Consider the following 22,345-nt stretch of genomic DNA (forward strand, 5'->3'; position numbering starts at 1 on the left):
GTGCTGAGGGGCGCGACCCGTTTTGGTCTGTGTGAAGGCGCCGGAGTCGGAGTTCGCTCTCGGCCACCACGGAGCCTTCGCCATGTCTTCGGTAGATCCAGTTTCCGCCACCCTCGACGCCCCCGCCCCGTCCGCCGCGGCCCCGCCCGGCACCTCGCGGCCCGCCGCCCCACGCATCGTGCCGCGCCGCCGCACCGGCCAGTGGGCCTCGGCCGTCGCCGTCCTCGCCCTGCTGGTGCCGGCCGCCGTCTCCGTCGTCCGCAACGACGCCTTCCAGTGGGACGTGGTCGCCGACTACTTCCTGACCGACGCCGTCCTGCGCGGACTGGGCCTGACCCTCTGGCTGACCGTGCTCGTCATGGCGCTGGGCTTCGCGCTGGGCACCCTGCTCGCGACGATGCGGCTGTCGGCCAACCCCGTGCTGCGCGGCGTGAGTTGGGGCTACGTCTGGCTCTTCCGGTCGATGCCGGTCCTGGTGCAGCTGCTGTTCTGGTTCAACATCGGGGCGCTCTACCCGACGATCCTCGGAGTCCGGACCGTCGACCTGCTCGACCCGGTCGCCATCGCCGTCATCGGCCTGACCCTGCACGAGGCCGCCTACGCCGCCGAGGTGGTGCGCGGCGGCATCCTCTCCGTCGAGAAGGGCCAGCTGGAGGCCGCCCAGTCGCTGGGCCTGGGCGCCTGGCGGCGGCTGCGCCGGATCGTGCTCCCGCAGGCCATGCGCGCCATCGTGCCGCCGGCCGGCAACATGCTGATCGGCACCCTCAAGGGCACCTCCATCGTCAGCGTCATCGCCGTCCAGGACCTGCTCTACTCCGTCCAGTTGGTCTACCACCGCACCTATCAGGTCATCCCGCTGCTGCTGGTGGCCACCCTCTGGTACGTCGTGGTCACCTCGGTGCTCAGCGCCGGCCAGTACCTCGTCGAGCGGCACTACGCCCGCGGTGCGGCCGGTGCCCGGTGAGCCGCCCCGTGAACAACTCCGTACGGCCGTCCGTGGTCATCGTGGGAGCCGGGCCGCGCGGCACCGGCCTGATCGAGCGGATCGCCGCCAACGCGCCCGAGCTCTACGGGGACGCGCCCCTCGACCTGCACCTGGTCGATCCGCATCCGCCCGGCGGCGGCCGCATCTGGCGCCGTGACCAGTCCCCGCTGCTGTGGATGAACTCCACCGCCGAGGACGTCACCATGTTCACCGACGAGAGCGTCGAGCAGGCCGGCCCGGTGCGCCCGGGCCCCTCGCTCGCCGAGTGGGCCGCCGCGGTGCGGGCCGGCGAGATCGCCGTCGACCCGGGCCTGGCCGAGGCCGTCGCGGCGCTCGGACCCCGTGACTTCGCCGGCCGGCGGCTGCAGAGCGCCTATCTGAGCTGGGTGTACGAGCGGTCGGTGGCCTCGCTGCCGCCCTCCGTCGCCGTCCATGAGCACCGGCGCCCGGCGGTACGGGTTTCCGGCTCGCGCGCGGGCCGGCAGCAGGTGTGGCTGGCCGGCCGCCCGGCGCCGCTCCTCGCCGACCTCGTGGTGCTCGCCCTCGGCCATCTGGAGTCCGAACTGCCGCCGGAGCAACAGGAGTTGAGTGACTTCGCGGCGCGCCACGGGCTGGTGCACCTGCCGCCCGCGTTCACCGCCGACAGCGATCTGAGCGCCCTGCGGCCCGGCGAGCCGGTCCTCGTCCGCGGCTTCGGGCTGGCCTTCGTCGACCTGATGGTGCTGCTGACCGAGGGCCGCGGCGGCAGGTACGTGGAGGGCGCCGACGGGCAGCTGACCTACCGGCCCTCGGGGCGCGAGCCCGTCCTGCACGTCGGCTCGCGGCGCGGGGTGCCGTACCACTCCAAGATCGGCTACGAGCTGTCCGGCGAACGCCCGCCGGTGCCGCGCTTCTTCGGACCGGCGCAGGTCGACGAGCTGCTCGCCCGGCCCGGCGGCGTCGACTTCCGCCGCGACGTCTGGCCGCTGATCGGCAAGGAGCTGGGCTTCGCCCACTACCACCGGCTGTTCACCGCGCACCCCGAGCGCACCCGGATGAACTGGGCGGACTTCGAGGAGGAGTACGCCGCCGCCGACCCCGGCAGCCCCGCGCTCGGAGCCCTGGCCGGCGCCGCCGTCCCGGACCCCGCCGACCGCCTCGACCCGGACGCCCTCGACCACCCGCTGGCCGGTGTGCGCTACCCCGACGGGGAGGCGCTGCAGGAGGGGCTGCGCGGCTGGATCGAGGCCGACCTCGCCCGCCGCCACGATCCCGCGCACAGCCCCGACCTGGCGGTCTTCCTCGCGCTGCTGTCGGTCTACGGCCAGCTGGTGCGGATCGGTGACCGCGGCCCGTGGTGGCACGGCTTCTTCAGCTATCTCGCCTCCGGCCCGCCCGGGCCGCGGCTGCGGCAGCTGCTCGCGCTCTCCCGCGCCGGAGTGGTGCGCTTCCTCGGCGCCGGCACCACCGTCACCGCCGACGAGCGGCGCGGCGTCTTCCGCGCCGGGAGCGCCGCCGTACCGGGGGAGTGGGTGGCGGCCCGGGCGCTGGTGGAGGCCCGGCTGCCGGAGCCGACCGTCGAGCGCACCCGCGACCCGCTGCTGCGCGCCCTGTACGCCGACGGGGCTGCGGCAACCCCCGCCGGGCTGCTGGCCGTCGACCCCGCCGACGCCCGGATCCTGGACCGGGCCGGCCGCCCGCACCCGCGCCGCTTCGCCCTCGGCCCGCACACCGACGCCCGCTCCGGCGGCGCCTTCGCCCGCCCCCGTACCAACGCACCCGCCTTCCGGCAGAACGACGCCACCGCGCGGGCGCTGCTCACCTTCCTGCGCGCCCGTGCGACCCGCACGGTCCCCGCTTCTCCCCGCACCGTCACCGTCCCCGCCGCCCGCACCGCACCCACCCCCGAGGACTCCCATGCCGCTGACCACTGACCCGCCCGCGGAACGGACCGCGCCCGAACGGGCCGCGCCGGCCCCCGCCGACGACCCGCCACCCCTGAAGGTCGTGCCGGTACGTCACCCCTGGCGCTGGGCCGCCGTCGCCGTGACCGCCGTGCTGATCGCCCAGTTCGTGCACGGACTGGTCACCAACCCCGCCTGGGAATGGGAGGTGTTCGCCCAGTTCTTCACCGCGGAGACGGTGCTCAAGGCGGTCTGGGTGACCCTCCAGCTCACCGTCTACGGCACCGCCCTCGGCTTCGTGCTGGGCGTGGTGCTGGCCTTCATGCGGCTGTCCGCGAGCCCCTTCCTGCGCTGGGTCGCCTTCGGCTACGTCTGGGCCTTCCGCTCCATCCCGCTCATCGTCCAGCTGCTGTTCTGGTTCAACCTCGCCTACCTCTACAAGCGCCTGGACTTCGGCATCCCCTTCGGCCCCGGCTTCTTCCACTTCGACACCATGGGCCTGGTCGGAGCGATGGGCGCGGCGGTGCTGGGCCTGGCGCTGCACCAGGCCGCGTACGCCGCCGAGATCGTGCGCGGCGGGGTGCTCGCGGTGGACGCCGGGCAGCTGGAGGCGGCCGCCGCGCTCGGGCTGCCGCGGCTGCGGCAACTGCGCCGCATCGTCCTGCCGCAGGCGATGCGCTCGATCCTGCCGAACGCCACCAACGAGGTCATCTCCCTCTTCAAGGGCACCTCGATCGTCTCCGTCATGGCGATCGGCGAACTCTTCTACCAGGTCCAGGTCATCTACGGACGGAACGGCAGGGTCGTGCCCCTGCTGATGGTCGCCACCGCCTGGTACGTCCTCCTGACCACCGTGCTCTCCGTCCTCCAGCACTACGTGGAACGCCACTTCTCCAAGGGAGCCACCCGATGAGCACACCGAGCGCGATGGTCGAGGCCCGCGGGATCCACAAGAGCTTCGGCTCGCTCGACGTCCTCAAGGGGGTGGACCTGGACGTCCGCGCCGGTGAGGTCACCGTCGTCCTCGGGCCGTCCGGCTCCGGGAAGTCCACCCTGCTGCGCACCCTCAACCACCTGGAGAAGGTCGACAGCGGCTCGGTGCGCGTCAACGGTGAGCTGGTCGGGTACCGGAGGTCCGGCAACAAGCTCTATGAGCTGCGCGAACGCGACATCCTCAAGCAGCGCACCAAGATCGGTTTCGTCTTCCAGAACTTCCACCTCTTCCCGCACCTGACCGTGCTGGAGAACCTCGTCGAGGCGCCGGTCGCCGCGCTGCGCCGCCCCAAGAAGGACGCCGTGGCCGGCGCGCGGGCGCTGCTCGACCGGGTGGGGCTCGCCGACAAGGCGGACGCCTACCCGAGGACGCTGTCCGGGGGCCAGCAGCAGCGGGTCGCCATCGCCCGGGCGCTCGCCCTGGAGCCCGAGCTGCTGCTCTTCGACGAGCCGACCTCCGCGCTCGACCCGGAGCTGGTCGGCGAGGTCCTCGACGTCATCAAGGACCTGGCGCACCGGGGCACCACCATGATCGTCGTCACCCATGAGATCGGCTTCGCCCGCGAGGTCGCCGACACCGTCGTCTTCATGGACGGCGGCCGGATCGTCGAGCAGGGCCCGCCCGGCCAGGTCCTCGACCACCCGCGCCACGAGCGCACCAAGTCCTTCCTCTCCAAGGTCCTTTGACCATGTCCCCGCAGAGATCCACGCACCCGAGGAGCACTCCGTTGAACCGCCGCCGCACCACCCTGACCGCCGCCCTCGCGCTCGCCGCCGGCTCCGTCCTGCTGACCGCCTGCGGCGGGGGCACGACGGCGGGCGGTGCCGGTGACGTCGTCGCCGCCGGCGCACGGGGACCGAAGATCAACATCGGTCCCGACCAGCACCGTCTGCACGGCACCGAGGACCCGGAGATCGCCGCCCTGGTGCCCGCCCGGGTCCGCAGGACCGGCGAGCTGCGGATCGGGGTGAGCGCCGACGGCAGCCCGCCGCTGACCTTCCACGCCACCGACGACAAGACCCTCATCGGCGTCGAGGAGGACCTCGCCACCCTCGTCGCCGACACCCTCGGTCTCACACCCCGCTTCGAACCGCTGTCCTGGGAGAACCTCTTCGTCGGCCTGGACAGCGGCAAGCTCGACGCGGTCTTCTCCAACGTCACCGTCACCGAGGAGCGCAAGGACAGGTACGACTTCGCCACCTACCGGCGCGACCAGCTGGCGATGGAGGCGAAGAAGGGCAGCGGCTGGAAGGTCCGCGGCGCCAAGGACGTGGCCGGCCGGACCATCGCGGTGGACTCCGGCACCAACCAGGAGAAGATCCTGGTCGACTGGAGCAAGGAGAACGAGAGGGCCGGCCGCAAGCCGGTCGACATCAAGTACTTCAAGAAGCCCTCCGACACCTATCTCGCGCTCCAGTCGGGCCGTCTCGACGGCTTCTTCGGCCCCAACCCGACCGCCGCGTACCACGTGGCCACCGCGGGCCGGACGGAGGTCGTCGGCACCTTCTCCGGGGGTGGCAAGAGCGTCCAGGGCAAGATCGCCGCCACCACGAAGAAGGGCAGCGGCCTGGTCAAGGCGTACGCCGCGGCCCTGCAGAAGGTCATCGACAACGGCCGCTACGGCAAGGTGCTGGCCCGCTGGGGCCTGACCGGCGAGGCGCTGAAGACCTCGCAGATCAACCCGCCCGGCCTGCCCCGGACCGCGAACTGACCGGCGCCCGGCGCAGAAAGGAAGGCCCCCCTCTCATGTCCGCACCCCGCCCCCCGCTCCGGCTGGCCGTCGCGCTGGATGCCCCGCCCGGATCCGGCGCCCCGGTTCCCTACGACGCGCAGCACTTCGTCGCTCTCGCCCGGCGCGCCGAGCGCGGCGCCCTCGACTTCGTCACCCTCGGCGACAGCTTCGCCCGGCCCGGTCTCGACGCGCCGGCCGTGCTGGCCCGGGTCGCGCCCGCCACCGACCACATCGGCCTGGTCCCCACCGTCACCACCACCCACACCGAGCCGTTCCACGTCTCCACCGCCGTCGCCACCCTGGACTGGGTCAGCCGCGGCCGGGCCGGCTGGGCCGTGGCGGTCTCCACCACCGAGGCCGACGCGGCGCTCTTCGGCCGCCGCGCCGCCGCCCCGCCCGCCGAGGTCTGGCGGGAGGCCGGCGAGGTCGCCGACGTCGTCGCCCGGCTGTGGGACAGCTGGGAGGACGACGCCGAGATCCGCGACCGGGCCGGCGGCCGGTTCATCGACCGCGACAAGCTGCACCACGTCGACTTCACCGGCAGTTCCTTCGCCGTCCGCGGCCCGTCCATCGTGCCCAGGCCCCCGCAGGGCCGGCCGGTCACGCTCGTGGACGTCCCGCCGGCCGCCGGCCCGGCGGGCGTCCCGGGCGCGGGGGAGACCACCGACGTCTCCGACCGCGCCGTACGCGAGGTGGCCGCGGCGCACGCCGATGTCGCACTGGTCCGTGCCGACGACCCGCAGACCGCCGGTGCCGCCCGCGCCGAACTGCGCGCCCGGGCCCGCGCCCTCGGCCGTGACCCGGATCTGTTGCTCGTCCTCGCCTCGCTGCCGGTCGAGCTGGCCGGCCCGGCGGACGCCGCCGGGCTGGCCGAGCTGCTCGGCGACTGGCACGCCGCCGGGGCCGCCGACGGCTTCCACCTGCGGCCCGCCGACCCGGCCCGCGACCTGGCGCTGCTGGTCGACGGCACCGTTCCCGCCCTCCGCGACCGTGGGCTGCGGCCGCCCGGCCGGCCGGGCGGCACGCTGCGCGACCACCTCGGCCTGCCGCGCCCCGCGAGCCGGTACGCCCCCGCCCGGGAGGGTTCATGATGTCCCCGACGAGCCCCACCCCTCCGCCCCGCAAGCAGATCCATCTCGCCGCCCACTTCCCCGGCGTCAACAACACCACCGTCTGGGCCGACCCCGGCTCGGGGAGCCACATCGCCTTCTCGTCCTTCGCCCACCTGGCCCGGACCGCCGAGCGCGGCCTGTTCGACTTCTTCTTCCTCGCCGAGGGGCTGCGGCTGCGCGAGCACAAGGGCCGCATCCACGACCTCGACGTGGTCGGCCGGCCCGAGTCGCTCACCGTGCTGAGCGCGCTGGCGGCGGTCACCGAGCGGCTGGGCCTGGCCGCCACCGTCAGCGCCACCTTCAACGAGCCCTACGAACTCGCCCGCCGGCTCGCCTCCCTCGACCACCTCAGCGGAGGGCGGGCCGCCTGGAACGTGGTCACCACCTCCGACGCCTTCACCGGCGAGAACTTCCGTCGCGGCGGCTACCTGGACCGTGCCGACCGGTACACCCGGGCGGCCGAATTCGTCGCCACCGCACGGGAGTTGTGGGATTCCTGGACCGCGGACGGGCAGCCCCGCCCGTTCGCGCACCGGGGGGAACACTTCGCCGTGCACGGGGAGTTCACCGTGCCGCGCAGCCCCCAGGGCCACCCCGTCGTCATCCAGGCCGGGGACTCGCCCGAAGGCCGGGAGTTCGCCGCCTCGGCCGCCGACGTGATCTTCACCCGGCACAGCGGGGCGGAGGCCGGCCGGGCCTTCTACGCCGACGTCAAGGGCCGGCTCGCCCGGTACGGGCGGCGGCCCGGCGACCTCAAGATCATGCCGGGCGTCACCTTCGTCCTCGGCGACACCGCGGCCGAGGCCCAGGAGCACGCCGCCGAGATCCGCCGCCGGCAGGTCTCGCCGCAGCACGCGCTGCTCGCACTGGAGCAGGTCTGGGGCGTCGACCTCTCCGCGTACGACCCGGACGGGCCGCTGCCGGACATCGACCCGGATCCGCACGGCGAGCTGGCGCAGGGCCGGGTGCGGATCGCCGACCCGAAGGCGGTCGCCGACAAATGGCGGGCGCTGTCCCGCGCCAAGGGCCTGTCGATCCGCGAGACGGTGATCGAGACCACCGGCCGGCAGTCCTTCATCGGCACGGCGCAGGACGTCGCTGCGCAGATGGACGCCTTCGTGCAGACCGACGCGGCCGACGGGTTCATCCTGGTGCCGCATCTGACGCCGGGTGGGCTCGACCCGTTCGTCGACCGCGTCGTACCGCTCCTCCAGGAGCGCGGAGTCTTCCGCACGGAATACTCCGGTGCGACCCTGCGCTCCCACCTGGGGCTGCCGGAGCCCGCACGCACCGGAGGAAAGGGCGGACGGCCATGAGTACCGACGCACACCAGGAGTGGCGGGAGTGGCACGAGCGGCGCGTCGCCGCGGTCTCCGGGCCCTACGGTCCGCTCGCCGTGACCGGCACCCACTGGCTGGACGACCGTCCCGACGGCCGGATCGAGGGGCTGCCGGGCCTCTGGACCGCGGAGGGCGACGAGGTGGTGCTGCGGGCCGCCGCCGAGGACGGGCTCGCTGTCGACGGCGCACCGGCGGCCGGTGGTCCCCCTCTGCCCGACCGGCGTGGGAGGTACACCCATCGGCTCGGCCCGGACGGCGGCCCCGAGACCACCCGTGTGACGTGGGGCGCGCGGCACCTGCTGGTGCTGCGCCGCGAGGGCCGGTGGGCGGTGCGCGCCCACGATCCGGACGCCGCGGCCCGCCGCGGCTTCGCCGGCATCGAGGTCTACCCGTACGACGAGCGCTGGGTGCGGCCGGGCCTGTTCCGCCCGTACGCGCAGCGCCGCACGGCCCTGGTGCCCAACGCCGACGGGCAGCGCCGGAGTCTGGGCCTCGCGGGGGAGCTCGCCTTCATCGTCGCGGGGGACGAGCACACCCTGCAGGTCGCGGTCGAGGGTGACGGCTCGCTGTGGGCGGTGCTCGCCGATGCCACCAGCGGCACCGACAGCTACCGCTTCCGCTTCCTGCGGCCGTCCGCGCCCGCCGAGGACGGCACCGTCACCGTGGACTTCAACCGCACCCTGCTGCCGCCCTGCGCGTTCGCCGACCACTTCCTGTGCCCCTTCCCGCCGCCCGGGAACACCCTGCCGTTCGCCCTGCGGGCGGGGGAGCGGAACCGCATCGACCACTGAACCGCCCCACCCCCGCCCGAAGAAGGCCCGAAGAGGGCCCGAAGCCGCCCCGGACAGCCCGTCAACAGGGCTTCCGGGGCGGCGCGTTGCGGTGCTGACGGGATGGACACCGTGTATCCCGCACGAAACTTTCGGGAGACCCTCTTGCGCGGCGGGGGCGGTGCACCCGAGACTCCGCTCAGCGCTTGTCAGGGGCACGCTGAAAGTGAACGTGCGGATTCCAGCGTGCCTTCGGCTGCGCCTCACCGGGCTGCTCACCTGCGGCCCCCGATCCCCCTCGGAGGAATCAGTGAGGAACGAGCGCACCACCCCCCGCAGCGGCATAGCGAGACGCACCCGGCTGATCGCCGTGGCGTCCGGACTGGTGGCCGTCGGGGCCATCGCCATTCCGACTGCCAATGCCCAGGACCCCGCTCCTGCCAGGACGTTCAGCGCGGCGCAACTCTCCGCCGCCGGTGACGCGGTACGTGCCGCGGACGTCGCCGGAACCGCCTGGCGGGTCGACAGCAAGACCCACACGCTGGTCGTCACCGCCGACAGCACCGTCTCCCAGGCCGAGGTCGCCAAGATCGAACGGGCCGCGGGCGGCAACGCGGACGCGGTCCGCATCGACCGGATCGCGGGCACCTTCCGCAAGCTCATCTCCGGCGGCGACCCCATCTACGCCCCCAGCTGGCGCTGCTCGCTCGGCTTCAACGTCCGCAGCGGCAGCACGTACTACGCCCTGACCGCCGGACACTGCACCGACGGCAACCCGCCGTGGACCACCAGCTCCGGCGCGAGCATCGGCCCGACCGCGGGCAGCAGCTTCCCCGGCAACGACTACGGGATCATCAAGTACACGGGCTCGGTCGCCCACGCGGGCACCGTCGGCAGCCAGGACATCACCAGCGCCGGCACCCCGAGCGTCGGCCAGACCGTCACCCGCCGCGGCTCCACCACCGGCATTCACAGCGGCAAGGTCACCGCCCTGAACGCCACGGTCAACTACGGCGGCGGCGACATCGTCTCCGGCCTCATCCAGACCACGGTCTGCGCCGAGCCCGGTGACAGCGGTGGCCCGCTGTACTCCGGGAGCACGGCGCTGGGCCTGACCTCCGGCGGCAGCGGCGACTGCACCTCCGGTGGCACCACGTTCTTCCAGCCCGTCACCGAGGCGCTCAGCGCGTACGGCGTGAGCGTCTACTGACGCCGACCGGCTGATCCGCGTCCGCACGTCCTGCCGTGAACCCTGGCCGGGGTCCGGCGGGGCGGGGCCCCCGTCCGCCGGCGGACGGGGGCCCGCAGCGGGCGTTCCCCCGCTTTTCGCCCCCCTTTTCCGGGCCGGGCCTACCATGGAAAAGCAGGCCCGGTCCGGGTGGCATACGGCACACAGGGGGCCGTGATGGTCCAAGAACTGGTGACGGCGGGGGTGGCGCTGGGCTGCGCCGGCGTGGTGTATTTCATGGCGGCGGCCCGCGTGATCAAGCAGTACGAACGCGGTGTGGTGCTCCGGCTGGGGCGGCTGACCTCCGCGGCACGGGAGCCGGGCTTCACCATGATCATCCCGGGTTTCGACCGGCTGCGTAAGGTCAACATGCAGATCGTCACGCTGCCGGTGCCCGCGCAGGAGGGCATCACCCGTGACAACGTCACGGTCCGGGTCGACGCGGTGGTCTACTTCAAGGTCGTGGACGCCGCCGACGCGGTCATCCGGGTCGAGGACTACCGCTTCGCGGTCTCCCAGATGGCCCAGACCTCGCTGCGCTCGATCATCGGCAAGAGCGAGCTGGACGATCTGCTGTCGAACCGCGAGAAGCTCAACCAGGGGCTGGAGCTGATGATGGACAGCCCCGCCATCGGCTGGGGCGTGACCGTCGACCGGGTGGAGATCAAGGACGTCTCGCTGCCGGAGACGATGAAGCGCTCGATGGCCCGCCAGGCGGAGGCGACCCGCGACCGGCGCGCCCGGGTGATCAACGCCGACGCCGAGCTCCAGGCGTCGAAGAAGCTGGCCGAGGCCGCCGCGGCGATGTCCGGCCAGCCCGCCGCGCTGCAACTGCGGCTGCTGCAGACCGTGGTGGCGGTGGCCGCCGAGAAGAATTCCACCCTCGTCCTGCCCTTCCCCGTCGAGCTGCTGCGGTTCCTGGAGCGCTCCGGGACGCAGGCCCCCGTACAGCCCGGGCCGGCCGGGGCGGAGGCCCCGCAGGCCGCGGCGGTGACGGAGGAGCCCCGGCCGCCGGCCGCCGCGCAGGTCCCGGAGGAGCCGGCCCCTGAGCGCCCGCGGATCACCGAGGAGCCGTCGCGCACCCCGGACGGGGACGGTACCGGCATCGCGCCGGAGCCCGCGCCGGCCCCTGACCTGGAGCCGCTGCCCGACGTGGAGGAACTGAGGTAGGCCGGCGCACCCGGCTGCCGCGCCCCCTCTCTCCGGAGAGGGGGCGCTTTTTGGTCAGTCCCGGCCCTCACACTTCGCGCACCGCCGGCCGGACCGTCCCGCCTCTGATGTCCGGAGCAATGACCGGTGCGCGCGGACACCGGTGTGATGGCCGTGTGACGAAAACGTGAACTCCCGTATGTGAGACCGGAACTCGGTCTTGTGCGCGAGTGAGGCGGATGGGAATACTCGGCTCCGCACTTCGGCACGGACGTCCGGCGGAGCGCCGTTCCGCGGGGCGGGTCGGTCCGTGCCGCGAACCTCACTCTCCGGGCCCGCGCGACTCCCCACAGTCCGGGTCCATCCCCCCACGGGAGGCTCCGAGTTGAAGCACCGACGCATACCCAATCGGCGCGCCGTCGTGGCGGGCGCGGGAGCGCTCGCGCTCGCCGCCACCGCCACCGTGACCCTCGCCAACGCCAACGCCGCACCGGCCCCTGAGCCGGCCGAGCTGACCTCCGCCGCGGCGACCGCCCTGGCATCCCAGCTCAAGACCGGCACGGCCGGTGCGTTCTACGACGCCAAGGCCAGAAAACTGGTGGTCAACGTCGTCAGCGAGGCGGCGGCCAAGGCCGTACGGGCGAAGGGGGCCGAGGCCAGACTCGTGCGGCACACGCTGGCCCAGCTCGACACGGCCCGGCAGACGCTGAAGACAAAGGCGACCATCCCGGGCACCTCCTGGGGCATCGACCCGCAGCGCAACAAGGTCGTGGTGACCGCCGACCGCACGGTCAAGGGCGCCCGGCTGGACCGGCTGACGAAGGTCGCCGAGGCCCTCGGGGACAAGGTCGAGCTGCGCCACAGCAAGGGAGAGTTCAAGCCCTTCATCGGTGGCGGCGACGCGATCTGGGGGAGCGGCGCCCGCTGCTCGCTCGGCTTCAACGTCGTCAAGGACGGCCAGCCCTACTTCCTCACGGCCGGCCACTGCGGCAACGACGTCAAGAGCTGGTCCGACAAGCAGGGCGGCTCGGAGATCGCGACCACCGAAGCCTCCACGTTCCCCGGGCACGACTACTCCCTCGTCAAGTACACGGGCAGCACCGAGCACCCCAGCGAGGTCGATCTCTACAACGGCAGCACCCAGAAGATCACCAAGGCCGCGGAGGCCACCGTCGGCGAGAAGGTGCAGCGCAGCGGCAGCACCACGCAGGTGCACGACGGCACCGTCAAGGCGCTGAACGCGAGCGTCAACTACCAGGAGGGCACGGTCGACGGGCTGATCCAGACCGATGTCTGCGCCGAGCCCGGTGACAGCGGCGGCGCGCTGTTCGACGGCGAGACCGCGCTCGGCCTGACCTCGGGCGGCAGCGGCGACTGCTCCGCCGGCGGCGAGACCTTCTTCCAGCCGGTCCCGCAGGCCCTGGAAGCCTACGGCGCGCAGCTCGGCTGACGCCGAGGGCGCCTGCCGGCAGGCGCCGGCCCCCGGATGCGTGAGCGGTCCGGGGGCCGGCGCGGCCGGTGCGCGACGGTTCCCGGGCACCATCCACCGGTGCCCGGGAACCTGCACCACGCGGTGTCAGAACTGGAAGACCGAGCTGCTGCCGGCCATCATGCAGGAGTTGGCGAAGGTGTAGGTGTACGAGACCCGCTTGCCCTGCCACACGCCGTCGGCGGTGACGAGGACGGGCGCCCACTCCTTGGTGCACAGGCGCTGCGACGGTGCGCCGGTCACGGCGTTGAAGTCACCGGCCACCGCGCGCAGTTGGGCGCAGGCGGATTTGGGGTCGGGGTGGCTGCCGGTCGCCACCGGCGTACAGCTGAGCGTCACCGCGCGCTGCACCGTGGTGGTCGCGCGGCTTTCGCCCTGGCCCATTGTCAGCACCAGTTCCGTCGGGGCGTAGAGGCCACCGGACCGCGAAGGCTGCGCCGGTGCGGCGGCCTGCGCGGAGGTGGCCAGTGTGCCCAGGACCAGCGCCGCGCCGAGCGCGACCGCCCCAGTGGTGTACCGCATGACGAACACTCCCTTGCTCGAAGGTGCAGATACCGGACGGGAGTCTGGCCCAACCGCACCCCGAAAGCATCTTGAGCGGACACCAGCCGATCGCTTTGAGTCGTTGAATGAAAGCTGAGGGTAATGGCGCGAACAATTCGGGGCCGTTACGGGGGAGTTGCCGCGGATCGCTGTGCGGCCAGCGGGGATGCCCCGGCCTTCATGCGCGTGGCAAGGGCCGGCCGGACCCGGAAGGAAGGGATCCGGCCGCCGACCGGTCGTTCGGGTGGGTTTCGATCTCCGTCGATTGGCTGAAGAGGGGGGCCGGAGGTGGCCTCCGTACCGGCCGCGGCGCCCCTGGAGGTAAGGGCCCTCCGCCGCCGGGCCGGCTTACCGTCCGCCGCCGGGCCCGTTCGCCGCCCGTCGGCCGGTCTTCGCCGGCGGGCCGTCCAGCTCCGGCAGCCCCGCCGTCAGGGCGCGCACGGCCCGCGCCACGGTCGCCGCCGGCCCCTGCGGTCCGTCCGCCGGGCCGTCCCCCGCCGCCCACTCCTCCACCGCGACCCGCATCGCGGTGTTCGCGGCGGCCGCGGCCAGCCGCACCTCCAGCGGGCCCGCCCCGGTCAGCCGCGCCAGGACCGGCCGCAGCGCCTCCTCCGAGTCGTGGTGGACCCGGTGCCAGACCGCCCGCAGCGCCGGCTCGCCCGGCATCGCCCGCAGCAGCCCGCGGGTCCGGCGCAGCGCCTCCGCGGCCGGCTCGTCGGCGGGCGTCAGGGCCCGCCGGGCGGCCCACTCCAGCCGCTCGCGCACCGGGGGCGCGTCCGGCCCGTCCGCCGGTGCGGCCAGATCGTCGATCCACTGCCGTACGCCGACGGCCAGCAGCGGCGCGACCGCGTCCTCCTTGGTGCGGAAGTAGCGGTAGAAGGTGCGCAGCGCGACCCCCGCGGTGCGGGCGATCTCGTCGGCGGTGACCGCGGCGCCGCGCTCGGCGAACAGCGCCGCCGCGGTGCGGGCGATCTCCAGCTGGGTCTCGGCCTTGCGCCGCTCGGTCAGCGAGGGGCGGGGGAGGGGCGCGGGGCGCGGCTCGGTCGGCATGACCTCAGCTTACGCAGCGGGACGCCATTTCGGCATGGCGCGCAGAGTTGGCACGTTGTGCCATCCAGGCGTACAGTGCGACCGATCCACGCTCCTCCTTCATCGGCTCCCGCCGGGATCGGATCCGCCCCATGAACCGCTTTGCAGACCGCCGTGTCCTGATCACCGGAGCCGGCTCGGGCATCGGCCAGGCCACCGTCCACCGGATCCTCGCCGAGGGCGGCCGGGTGGTGGCGGCGGACGTCGACCCGGCGGGGCTGCGCCGTACCGCCGACCGGGCCGCCGCCGACGGTGCCGCGGACCGGCTGCGGACGGCGGTGCTCGACATAGCCGACGAGGCGGCGGTCCGCTCCGGCGTCGCCGCCGCGGTGGCCGGCCTCGGGGGGCTGGACGTCCTGGTCAACGCGGCCGGCGTGCTGCGCTCCTCGCACACCCATGAGACCGGCCTGGACTTCTTCAACGAGATCATCGCGATCAACCTGACCGGCACGTTCCTGATGATCCGTGAGGCGCTGCCCGCGCTCCTGACGGGCGAGGAGCCGGTGGTGGTCAACTTCAGCTCGACCTCCGCCTCGTTCGCGCACCCGTACATGGCGGCGTACGCGGCGAGCAAGGGCGGCATCCAGTCGATGACGCACGCCATCGCCGCTGAGTACGCCGAGCAGGGGCTGCGGGCGGTGTGTGTGGCGCCGGGGTCCATCGCCAGCGGAATGACCAGCGGCCGCGGCCCGGGGCTGCCGGAGGACGCGGACATGTCGCTGTTCGCCAAGCTCTCCCCGGCCCTCGGCGAGGGGTTCGCGGGGCCGGAGACGGTCGCCGGTGTCATCGCGATGCTCGCCTCGCGGGACGGTGCGTTCATCACCGGTACGGAGATCCGGATCGACGGCGGCACGCACATGTGAGCCGCCGGGGCCCGCCGCTTCGCGCGCCTATGCCTGCCCGGTCTCGAACCGGCTGACCTTGCCGTCCGTCACCGTGAACCGCCAGCGGGTCCGCATCGCGCCCCACGTGTCGTTGCGGTAGTCCGCCACGAGCGACAGCCCGTCGTCCGACTGGGACTGCACGTCCATGTGTCCGCGCGAGCCGAAGATCTCCCGGCCGGTCCACTCCCGCAGCGCGCGGTCGGAGCCGTCGTCGGACATCGTCGCGTCGGGGGTGAGCGCGGCGAAGAACGCCTGCTCGTCGCCCGCGTTGAGGGCGGTGTCCAGGGCGCGTACCGCGGGGTGGGTCAACTGGTCGGGGGAGAGGGGCATGGCGTTGCTCCTCGCTGTGGTCCGTCACTGGGGTCCGGGTGTCCGGCGGGGCACGGGCGCGGACACGGGGTGCCGTCCGGGGGCGGACGGGGTGGTCAGGCGGCCGGCAGCCGTTCCTCCGGGGCGGGTTCGTCCGCGGCGTTCCCCGGTTTCCGGAAGACCGACAGCAGGAGCGTGAGCACCGTGCCGCCCACCGCCCAGGCGGCGAGCACCAGCAGCGGTCCGGTTACCGCGTGGCCGCGGAAGTACGCCACGGAGCGCGCCGTCCAGGTGCCCGCGCCCGGTGGCAGGGCGGGGCCGATCGCCCGCCAGAAGGGCGGCAGCAGCGGGTACGGGTAGGCGCCGCCCGCGCTGGGGTTGCCGAGGATGACGATCAGCAGGATGGCCAGGCCGATGCCGAGGATGCCCAGCAGGGCCTGGCAGGCGAGGGTCGTCGCACCCACCGCGAAGACCACCAGGGCGCCCAGGCCCCACAGTCCGAGGAAGGTGCCGGGCAGGGCGGCCAGCACCGGCCCGACGACGATCGCGCCGGCCAGTCCGGCGGCGAGCGCGTACAGGGCGAGCGCGGCCAGCCGGATGACCGCGCGGTGCCCGTTGGAGGGGCGCGCCCCCGCGCTGATCGCGAGGATCGCGGCGCACAGATAGCCGCCGACGCACCAGCCGACGACGAGGTAGAAGGACGACAGGCTGCGGGTGTCGCCCCGGTCGGCCGGGATCACGTCCACCGTGCGCACGGTGCGGTGCCGGCTCTTCTCGGCGGTGGTCACGACCAGTTCGACCGCCTGGGACAGCGAGGCCCCGCCGCCGCCGGCGACCAGCAGCCGGTCGGTGGTCCCGTGCGGATTGACGAGCAGCACGCCGTCGATCTCCCGGTCGGCGAGCTGCTGCCGGGCGGCGCGCTCGGAGGGGACGGCGCGCGGGTCGAGCGGGGAGCCGGGCAGCCGGTCCAGCTGGCGCACCAGCTGCCGGGCGGCGGGCGGGGGAGCGACCACGCCGAGCGGTACATCGGTCGGCCGGGGGTGGTGGAAGGCGCCGGCGTACGAGGTGATGAACGCGATCATCAGGCCCAGGACGCCGAGCACCAGCAGGAAGGCGTGCGGCGTCACCGCGCTCCGGACCTCCCGGAGGAAGGTGGCGCGGGTGCCGTGGTCCGTCGCTGCCATGCCGTGCTCCTCGCCGCTCGCGACTGCCGGTACAAGGCTTTTGCCCCCTTATCTTGCGGTTGGTGAGGGGGGTGTGCGCCTCGGGTGGGGCTGATCGGCGGACGGGTGGTCGGTGATCTTTCCCGCACCCCCGGCGTGTTGTTCGTACGAATGTTCGATGAGCGGGTTATGGTGGAGGTGAGGAACGAGAGACACAGGTCAGCCGGGGGGCCGGATGAGGTGCAGGAGGTGCGGATGCCAGGGTTCACGCATCTGCACACCGCTTCGGGCTTCTCCCTGCGCTACGGCGCCTCCCACCCGGAGCGGCTGGCCGAGCGCGCCGCCGAGCGCGGCATGGACGCCCTCGCGCTGACCGACCGGGACGGCCTCTCCGGAGCCGTACGCTTCGCCAAGGCCGCAGCCGGGGCCGGCATCCGCCCGCTGTTCGGCAGCGAACTCGCCGTGGCGGAGCGCGCGCCCGCGCCCGCGGCCGGCAGCGCCACCGTGCGCCGCCGCACCCCGGTGCGCGGCGGCGCCTTCCTCGACGAGTCCGCCGCCCGCGCCGTCTTCCTGGCCCGTGACGGAGCGGCCGGCTGGGCCGCGCTGTGCCGGCTGGTCTCGGCCGCCCACGCGGGCCGGACCGAACAGCCCGTCCTCCCCTGGAGCGCCCTGGCGTCCGCCGCGGACGGACTGACCGTGCTGCTCGGACCGGACTCCGAGGTCGGCCGGGCGCTGGCCGCCGGCCGCCCGGACCGCGCCGCCCGGCTCCTCGTCCCGTGGCGCGAGCTGTACGGCGACGCGCTGCGCCTGGAGGTCGTCGACCACGGCCGGCCCGGCAGCGGCCCCGGCTCCCCGCGGCTGGCCGCCCGCACCCTCGGCTTCGCCGTCGACCAGGGCGTCCGCGCCGTGCTGACCAACGCGGTCCGCTACGCCGACCCCGGCCAGGGCCCGGTCGCCGACGTCCTGGACTCCGCCCGTCGCCTGGTGCCGGTGGACCCGCACCGCCCCGACTCCTGGGACAGCGGTGAGCGCTGGCTCAAGGACACCGCCGCGATGGGCCGCACCGCCGAGCGGATCGCCGAGGCGGCCGGTTTCCGCCGCGGCCTGGCGCACCGGCTGCTCGCCATGACCGAGGAGACCGCCGGCGCGTGCCTGGTCGACCCGCAGGACGACCTCGGGCTCGGCCGGATCCACTTCCCCGAGCCGCGGCTGGTCGGCGCGGAGCACCGCACCGCCGCCCGGGTGCTGCGCTCGCGCTGCGCCGCCGGGATGGTGCTGCGCGGCTACGACCACGACCGGGAGCGCTGGGCGCGGCTGAACGACGAGCTGCGCACGATCGAGCGGCTCGGCTACCCCTCGTACTTCCTGACCGTCGCCCGGGTCGTGGACGACGTCCGGGACCTGGGCATCCGGGTCGCGGCCCGCGGGTCCGGCGCCGGGTCCCTGGTCAACCACCTGCTGGGCATCGCGCACGCCGACCCGGTCGAGCACGGGCTGCTGATGGAGCGCTTCCTGTCCGAGCGGCGGGCGGCGCTGCCGGACATCGACATCGACGTGGAGTCCGCCCGCCGGCTGGAGGTCTACCGCGCGATCTTCGACCGCTTCGGCGCCGAGCGGGTCGCCACGGTCTCGATGCCCGAGACCTACCGCGTCCGGCACGCCGTACGCGACGTGGGCGCCGCCCTGGGCATGGACCCGGCCGAGGTGGACCGCCTCGCCAAGGCGTTCCCGCACATCCGCGCCCGCGACGCGCGGGCGGCGCTGGCCGAGCTGCCGGAGCTGCGCGGGGTGCGCGAGGCCGGCGACGACCGGCTGTGGCAGCTGGTCGAGGCGCTGGACGCGCTGCCCCGCGGGATCGCCATGCACCCGTGCGGGGTGCTGCTCTCCGACGCCACGCTGCTGGACCGCACGCCCGTCGTGCCGACCAGCGGCGAGGGCTTCGCGATGTCGCAGTTCGACAAGGACGACGTGGAGGAGATGGGGCTGCTCAAGCTCGACGTGCTGGGCGTGCGGATGCAGTCGGCGATGGCGCACGCGGTCGCCGAGATCGGCCGGGCCGCCGGCCGCCGGATCGATCTCGACGACCCCGCGCAGGTCCCGCCCGGCGACCGGGCGACCTACGACCTGATCCGCTCGACCGAGACGCTCGGCTGCTTCCAGATCGAGTCGCCGGGCCAGCGCGATCTGATCGGCCGGCTGCAACCGGCCACCTTCCACGACCTGGTGGTCGACATCTCGCTGTTCCGGCCCGGCCCGGTCGCCGCCGACATGGTGCGGCCCTTCATCGACGCCCGGCACGGCCGCAAGCCGGTCCGCTACCCGCACCCCGACCTGGAGGAACCGCTGCGCGAGACCTACGGCGTGGTGGTCTTCCACGAGCAGGTCATCGAGGTGCTGCGGATCATGACCGGCTGTGCGCGGGACGAGGCGGACGAGCAGCGGCGCGCGCTGTCCGACCCGGAGCTGCAGGGCCGGGTGCGGGCGTGGTTCGCCCGGTGCGCCGAGCGCCGCGGCTACCCGCCCGAGGTGATCGCGCGCACCTGGGAGATCGTCGAAGCCTTCGGCTCGTACGGCTTCTGCAAGGCGCACGCGGTGGCCTTCGCGGTGCCCACCTACCAGTCCGCCTGGCTCAAGGCGCACCACCCGGCGGCCTTCTACGCCGGGCTGCTCACCCACGACCCGGGGATGTACCCCAAGCGGCTGCTGCTGGCGGACGCGCGGCGGCGCGGGGTGCCGGTGCTGCCGCTGGACGTGAACCGGTCGGCGGTCGCCCACCGGATCGAACTGGTGTCCGGTGCGGGTTCCCGTGGCGTCTGGGGGCTGCGGCTGGCCCTCTCCGACGTCCACGGCATGAGCGAGGCCGAGGCCCGGCGGATCGAGGACGGGCAGCCCTACCACTCCCTCCAGGACCTGTGGCAGCGGGCCAGGCCGAGCCGCCCGGTGGCCGAACGGCTGGCCCGGGTCGGTGCGTTGGACGCCTTCGGCGCGAACCGCCGGGACCTGCTGCTGTACCTCGCCGAGCTGCACCACCACGGGCGGCAGGCGTCCGGTGGCCAGCTGACGCTGCCGGCCGCGGCGCTCGACGGCGCGGGCACCGGGCCTGCCGGGCGGGCGGCGCCGGCCGACCTGGTCGAGCCGGTGGGGCTGCCCGACCTCAGCGAGGTCGAACGGCTCAGCGCCGAGCTGGGCGTCCTCGGCATGGACACCTCCCGCCATCTGATGGCCGATCACCGGGAGTTCCTCGCCGAGCTGGGCGCGCTGCCGGCCCGGCGGCTGCGGGACGCCCGGCACGGCGAGACGGTGCTGGTCGCCGGGGCCAAGGCGGCCACCCAGACGCCTCCGATCCGCTCCGGCCGCCGGGTCATCTTCACCACCCTCGACGACAGCACCGGCCTGGTCGACTGCGCCTTCTTCGACGATTCCCACGCGGCCTGCGCCCACACCGTCTTCCACTCCTGGCTGCTGCTGGTACGCGGCACGGTCCAGCGGCGCGGGCCGCGCAGCCTCAGCGTGGTCGGCGCGGCCGCCTGGAACCTCGCCGAGCTGGCCGAACTCCGCCGCGAGGGCGGCCTGGAGGCGGTCGTCGCACGGCTCGCCGAGGAGCCGGCACACCCCGCGGCCCCGGGGCCCGACGGCGGGTCCGGCGGGAAGGACGGCCAGGAGGCCGGGACGGCCGGTGCCCCGGCCCGCACCATCCGGCTGGAGACCGGCTACGAACTGCACCCCTGGGCCGACCTCCAGCCTCCGGGTGAACGCGCCGCCACCGGCCGCAAGCTGTGGCACTCCAGCCCGGGGAGCGCCGGATGAGCACCCCCGACGCCCCCCGCCCGCCGGGCATGCTCCATGTACGCTTCCGGGCCACCGACGGCACGCCGGTGAGCGCCGGGCAGTTCGAGCAACTGCTGCGGCTGCTCGCGCAGTTCACCCCGGTGATCGAGGCGCTGCCGCCGGACGCCGCGCTGGCGGACGTCCGCGGTGCGCTGCGCTACTTCGACCGGGACGCGGCGGGCATCGCCGAGCTGATCCGGCTGCGCGCCCTGGTCTGGCACGGCGTACGGTGCACGATCGGCATCGCCGCCAACCCGCTGCTCGCCCGGATGGCGGCCCAGGGGGCGGCGCCCGGGGAGATCCGGACCGTGCCCGACGAGCCCGGGGCCGTCACCGCCTTCCTCGACCGCCGGCCGGCCTCCGCGCTGCACGGCGTCGGCCCGGCGACCGCCCGCACCCTGTCCGCGTACGGACTCGACAGCGTCGGCCGGATCGCCGCCGCACCGCCCGCGACCCTGCAGCGGATCCTCGGCGCGAAGACCGGCCGGGTCGTCCACGAGCGGGCCCGCGGCATCGACCCGACGCCGGTGGTGCCCAATGCCGCCGCCCGCTCGACGGGCGCCGAACACCGCTTCGCCCACGACGAGCTGGACCCCGCCAGACGCCGCCGGGCCCTGCTCTCGCTCGCCGACGACCTCGGCGCCAGGCTGCGCGGGAGCGGGCAGGTGGCCCGCGCCCTCACCCTCACCGTCCGCTACGCCGACCGCTCCACGACCACCCGCACCCGGCGGCTGGACGGGCCGACCGCCCACGGCCCCGCGCTGACCGAGGCGGCCTATGCGCTGCACGCCGCGCTCGGGCTCCAGCGGGCCCGGGTGCGGTCCGTGGCACTGCGGGCCGAGGACCTCTGCCGCGCCGAACTCGCCGCCCGCCAGCTGTCCTTCGACCCGTCCGACGACAAGGCGCACCGCATCGAGGCGGCCGTCGACCGCGCCCGGGCGCGCTTCGGCGCGGACGCCGTGCACCCCGCGGCGACGCTCCACCGGGGGACCCCGCGCGCTCAGTCGTAGAGCCGCTCCCCGTACCGCGGGCCGTAGTGCTCCTCCAGCTCCGCCAGCGATCTGGACGGGTCCTCGACGCCGTTGACGATCCGGGCCCGGGAGGGCAGCGCGTCCGGCTGCCAGGTCTCCGGCTGCCACATCCGGGAGCGCAGGAACGCCTTGGAGCAGTGGTAGAAGACCTCCTCGACCTCCACCAGCAGCGCCAGCCGCGGGCGGTTGCCCCGGACCACCAGCTCGTCGAAGAACGGGGCGTCACGCAGCAGCCGGGCCCGGCCGTTGATCCGCAGGCTGTCGCCGCGCCCCGGGATGACGTAGTTCAGCCCGACGTGGGGGTTGGCGAGGACGTTCAGGAAGCCGTCCATCCGCTTGTTGCCGGGCCGGTCGGGGAGGACGAGGGTGGTGTCGTCCAGGACATGGGTGAAGCCCGCGGGGTCGCCCTTGGGCGAGACGTCGCACCGGCCCCGGGCGTCCGAGGTGGCGATCAGGCAGAACGGTGAGCGCGCCAGCCACTGGCGGTCGAAGTCGTGCAGCCGGTGCCGGGTCTTGTTCGCGGCGTGCGGAGTGGGTTCGCCCATCAGCTCGCGCAGCTCCGCCGCCGACGAGATCTCCTCGATCCCCGTGAGATCCGCCGTCCCTGCCGTCTCCATCGGTCACTCCCCTCGGTCGATGCCCTGGTCAAGGCGTTACCGACGATAGGCGACCGGTCCGACGATCGTGCCGCTGCGGCGCAGGAGTGATGTACGGGACACGGCGCACGCATGGAACGGGCGCCGCGGGCCCCGCACGTACGGTGAGGGTTGTGTGTCGTTTCCTTCACCGTCACACCGCTGGTACGCCCTGCTTACC

Annotated in this window: 19 protein-coding genes; 14 read left to right on the forward strand and 5 right to left on the reverse strand. The window is 74.1% G+C overall.

Going from position 1 to position 22,345, the window contains the following annotated elements:
- Nucleotides 1-82 precede the first annotated feature (82 nt).
- The 11 genes from OO62_RS11250 (at nt 83) to OO62_RS11300 (ending at nt 12,643) form a co-directional block, all read left to right on the forward strand.
- Complete coding sequence (locus OO62_RS11250; protein WP_033267276.1) at nt 83-964, forward strand: amino acid ABC transporter permease; 882 nt, start codon at nt 83-85, stop codon at nt 962-964.
- On the forward strand, nt 961-2,898 hold the full coding sequence (locus OO62_RS11255; RefSeq protein ID WP_228332413.1) for an FAD/NAD(P)-binding protein: 1,938 nt from the start codon (nt 961-963) through the stop codon (nt 2,896-2,898). The genes OO62_RS11250 and OO62_RS11255 overlap by 4 nt, the downstream gene beginning before the upstream one ends.
- Nucleotides 2,882-3,781, forward strand: a complete 900-nt coding sequence (locus OO62_RS11260) for an amino acid ABC transporter permease (RefSeq protein WP_033267277.1) — start codon at nt 2,882-2,884, stop codon at nt 3,779-3,781. The genes OO62_RS11255 and OO62_RS11260 overlap by 17 nt, the downstream gene beginning before the upstream one ends.
- Complete coding sequence (locus tag OO62_RS11265; protein WP_033267183.1) at nt 3,778-4,548, forward strand: amino acid ABC transporter ATP-binding protein; 771 nt, start codon at nt 3,778-3,780, stop codon at nt 4,546-4,548. Before OO62_RS11260 ends, OO62_RS11265 begins: the two co-directional genes overlap by 4 nt.
- A 2-nt stretch (nt 4,549-4,550) precedes the next feature.
- Entirely contained in the window at nt 4,551-5,573 is a 1,023-nt protein-coding gene (locus OO62_RS11270) for an ABC transporter substrate-binding protein (RefSeq protein WP_078617115.1), read from the forward strand.
- A gap of 35 nt (nt 5,574-5,608) precedes the next feature.
- Nucleotides 5,609-6,685: an LLM class flavin-dependent oxidoreductase gene (locus OO62_RS11275; RefSeq protein WP_033267185.1), complete on the forward strand. Its 1,077-nt coding sequence runs from the start codon at nt 5,609-5,611 to the stop codon at nt 6,683-6,685.
- On the forward strand, nt 6,685-8,022 hold the full coding sequence (locus tag OO62_RS11280) for an NtaA/DmoA family FMN-dependent monooxygenase (protein WP_033267186.1): 1,338 nt from the start codon (nt 6,685-6,687) through the stop codon (nt 8,020-8,022). Before OO62_RS11275 ends, OO62_RS11280 begins: the two co-directional genes overlap by 1 nt.
- Nucleotides 8,019-8,837: a DUF1684 domain-containing protein gene (locus tag OO62_RS11285; protein WP_033267187.1), complete on the forward strand. Its 819-nt coding sequence runs from the start codon at nt 8,019-8,021 to the stop codon at nt 8,835-8,837. Before OO62_RS11280 ends, OO62_RS11285 begins: the two co-directional genes overlap by 4 nt.
- 289 nt (nt 8,838-9,126) lie before the next feature.
- Nucleotides 9,127-10,026 carry a S1 family peptidase gene (locus OO62_RS11290; RefSeq protein WP_033267188.1) on the forward strand — a complete coding sequence of 300 codons (900 nt, stop codon included), beginning with the start codon at nt 9,127-9,129 and terminating at the stop codon, nt 10,024-10,026.
- Nucleotides 10,027-10,221: 195 nt separating this feature from the next.
- Nucleotides 10,222-11,214, forward strand: coding sequence for a slipin family protein (locus OO62_RS11295; RefSeq protein ID WP_033267278.1), 993 nt, complete (start codon nt 10,222-10,224; stop codon nt 11,212-11,214).
- A gap of 364 nt (nt 11,215-11,578) precedes the next feature.
- Nucleotides 11,579-12,643, forward strand: coding sequence for a S1 family peptidase (locus OO62_RS11300; RefSeq protein ID WP_033267189.1), 1,065 nt, complete (start codon nt 11,579-11,581; stop codon nt 12,641-12,643).
- Between the two features lie 126 nt (nt 12,644-12,769).
- Here the strand turns inward: OO62_RS11300 and OO62_RS11305 are convergent, their stop codons facing one another.
- Both OO62_RS11305 and OO62_RS11310 read right to left on the reverse strand, forming a co-directional pair.
- Entirely contained in the window at nt 12,770-13,204 is a 435-nt protein-coding gene (locus OO62_RS11305) for a subtilase-type protease inhibitor (RefSeq protein ID WP_033267190.1), read from the reverse strand.
- A gap of 369 nt (nt 13,205-13,573) precedes the next feature.
- Nucleotides 13,574-14,275 (reverse strand): TetR/AcrR family transcriptional regulator, encoded by a 702-nt coding sequence (locus OO62_RS11310; protein ID WP_033267191.1) that lies wholly within the window; start codon nt 14,273-14,275, stop codon nt 13,574-13,576.
- Between the two features lie 131 nt (nt 14,276-14,406).
- Here OO62_RS11310 and OO62_RS11315 point away from each other — a divergent pair, with 131 nt between their 5' ends.
- Nucleotides 14,407-15,177 carry an SDR family NAD(P)-dependent oxidoreductase gene (locus OO62_RS11315; RefSeq protein WP_033267192.1) on the forward strand — a complete coding sequence of 257 codons (771 nt, stop codon included), beginning with the start codon at nt 14,407-14,409 and terminating at the stop codon, nt 15,175-15,177.
- Nucleotides 15,178-15,204: 27 nt separating this feature from the next.
- Here OO62_RS11315 and OO62_RS11320 read toward each other — a convergent pair whose 3' ends face one another.
- Both OO62_RS11320 and OO62_RS11325 read right to left on the reverse strand, forming a co-directional pair.
- Entirely contained in the window at nt 15,205-15,528 is a 324-nt protein-coding gene (locus OO62_RS11320) for a nuclear transport factor 2 family protein (RefSeq protein WP_033267193.1), read from the reverse strand.
- A gap of 95 nt (nt 15,529-15,623) precedes the next feature.
- Nucleotides 15,624-16,691 (reverse strand): membrane protein, encoded by a 1,068-nt coding sequence (locus OO62_RS11325; RefSeq protein ID WP_033267194.1) that lies wholly within the window; start codon nt 16,689-16,691, stop codon nt 15,624-15,626.
- Between the two features lie 234 nt (nt 16,692-16,925).
- Here OO62_RS11325 and OO62_RS11330 point away from each other — a divergent pair, with 234 nt between their 5' ends.
- Nucleotides 16,926-20,477 (forward strand): DNA polymerase III subunit alpha, encoded by a 3,552-nt coding sequence (locus OO62_RS11330; protein ID WP_033267279.1) that lies wholly within the window; start codon nt 16,926-16,928, stop codon nt 20,475-20,477.
- Complete coding sequence (locus tag OO62_RS11335; RefSeq protein WP_033267195.1) at nt 20,474-21,508, forward strand: DNA polymerase Y family protein; 1,035 nt, start codon at nt 20,474-20,476, stop codon at nt 21,506-21,508. Before OO62_RS11330 ends, OO62_RS11335 begins: the two co-directional genes overlap by 4 nt.
- On the opposite strand, the gene OO62_RS11340 is transcribed toward OO62_RS11335, so the two are convergent.
- Complete coding sequence (locus tag OO62_RS11340) at nt 21,499-22,146, reverse strand: pyridoxamine 5'-phosphate oxidase family protein (RefSeq protein WP_033267196.1); 648 nt, start codon at nt 22,144-22,146, stop codon at nt 21,499-21,501. The genes OO62_RS11335 and OO62_RS11340 overlap by 10 nt on opposite strands.
- Nucleotides 22,147-22,345 lie beyond the last annotated feature (199 nt).

Origin of the sequence: Streptomyces lydicus (assembly GCF_000717345.1) — a bacterium.
GTDB classification, from domain to species: Bacteria; Actinomycetota; Actinomycetes; order Streptomycetales; family Streptomycetaceae; genus Streptomyces; species Streptomyces lydicus.

Excerpts from the sequence above, each read along its gene's own strand:
- OO62_RS11250 (WP_033267276.1), top strand. The coding sequence starts at position 83 with ATGTCTTCGGTAGATCCAGTTTCCGCCACCCTCGACGCCCCCGCCCCG.
- OO62_RS11260 (WP_033267277.1), top strand. The coding sequence starts at position 2,882 with ATGCCGCTGACCACTGACCCGCCCGCGGAACGGACCGCGCCCGAACGG.
- OO62_RS11265 (WP_033267183.1), top strand. The coding sequence starts at position 3,778 with ATGAGCACACCGAGCGCGATGGTCGAGGCCCGCGGGATCCACAAGAGC.
- OO62_RS11270 (WP_078617115.1), top strand. The coding sequence starts at position 4,551 with ATGTCCCCGCAGAGATCCACGCACCCGAGGAGCACTCCGTTGAACCGC.
- OO62_RS11275 (WP_033267185.1), top strand. The coding sequence starts at position 5,609 with ATGTCCGCACCCCGCCCCCCGCTCCGGCTGGCCGTCGCGCTGGATGCC.
- OO62_RS11280 (WP_033267186.1), top strand. The coding sequence starts at position 6,685 with ATGTCCCCGACGAGCCCCACCCCTCCGCCCCGCAAGCAGATCCATCTC.
- OO62_RS11285 (WP_033267187.1), top strand. The coding sequence starts at position 8,019 with ATGAGTACCGACGCACACCAGGAGTGGCGGGAGTGGCACGAGCGGCGC.
- OO62_RS11295 (WP_033267278.1), top strand. The coding sequence starts at position 10,222 with ATGGTCCAAGAACTGGTGACGGCGGGGGTGGCGCTGGGCTGCGCCGGC.
- OO62_RS11305 (WP_033267190.1), bottom strand. The coding sequence starts at position 13,204 with ATGCGGTACACCACTGGGGCGGTCGCGCTCGGCGCGGCGCTGGTCCTG.
- OO62_RS11310 (WP_033267191.1), bottom strand. The coding sequence starts at position 14,275 with ATGCCGACCGAGCCGCGCCCCGCGCCCCTCCCCCGCCCCTCGCTGACC.
- OO62_RS11315 (WP_033267192.1), top strand. The coding sequence starts at position 14,407 with ATGAACCGCTTTGCAGACCGCCGTGTCCTGATCACCGGAGCCGGCTCG.
- OO62_RS11320 (WP_033267193.1), bottom strand. The coding sequence starts at position 15,528 with ATGCCCCTCTCCCCCGACCAGTTGACCCACCCCGCGGTACGCGCCCTG.
- OO62_RS11325 (WP_033267194.1), bottom strand. The coding sequence starts at position 16,691 with ATGGCAGCGACGGACCACGGCACCCGCGCCACCTTCCTCCGGGAGGTC.
- OO62_RS11330 (WP_033267279.1), top strand. The coding sequence starts at position 16,926 with ATGCCAGGGTTCACGCATCTGCACACCGCTTCGGGCTTCTCCCTGCGC.
- OO62_RS11335 (WP_033267195.1), top strand. The coding sequence starts at position 20,474 with ATGAGCACCCCCGACGCCCCCCGCCCGCCGGGCATGCTCCATGTACGC.
- OO62_RS11340 (WP_033267196.1), bottom strand. The coding sequence starts at position 22,146 with ATGGAGACGGCAGGGACGGCGGATCTCACGGGGATCGAGGAGATCTCG.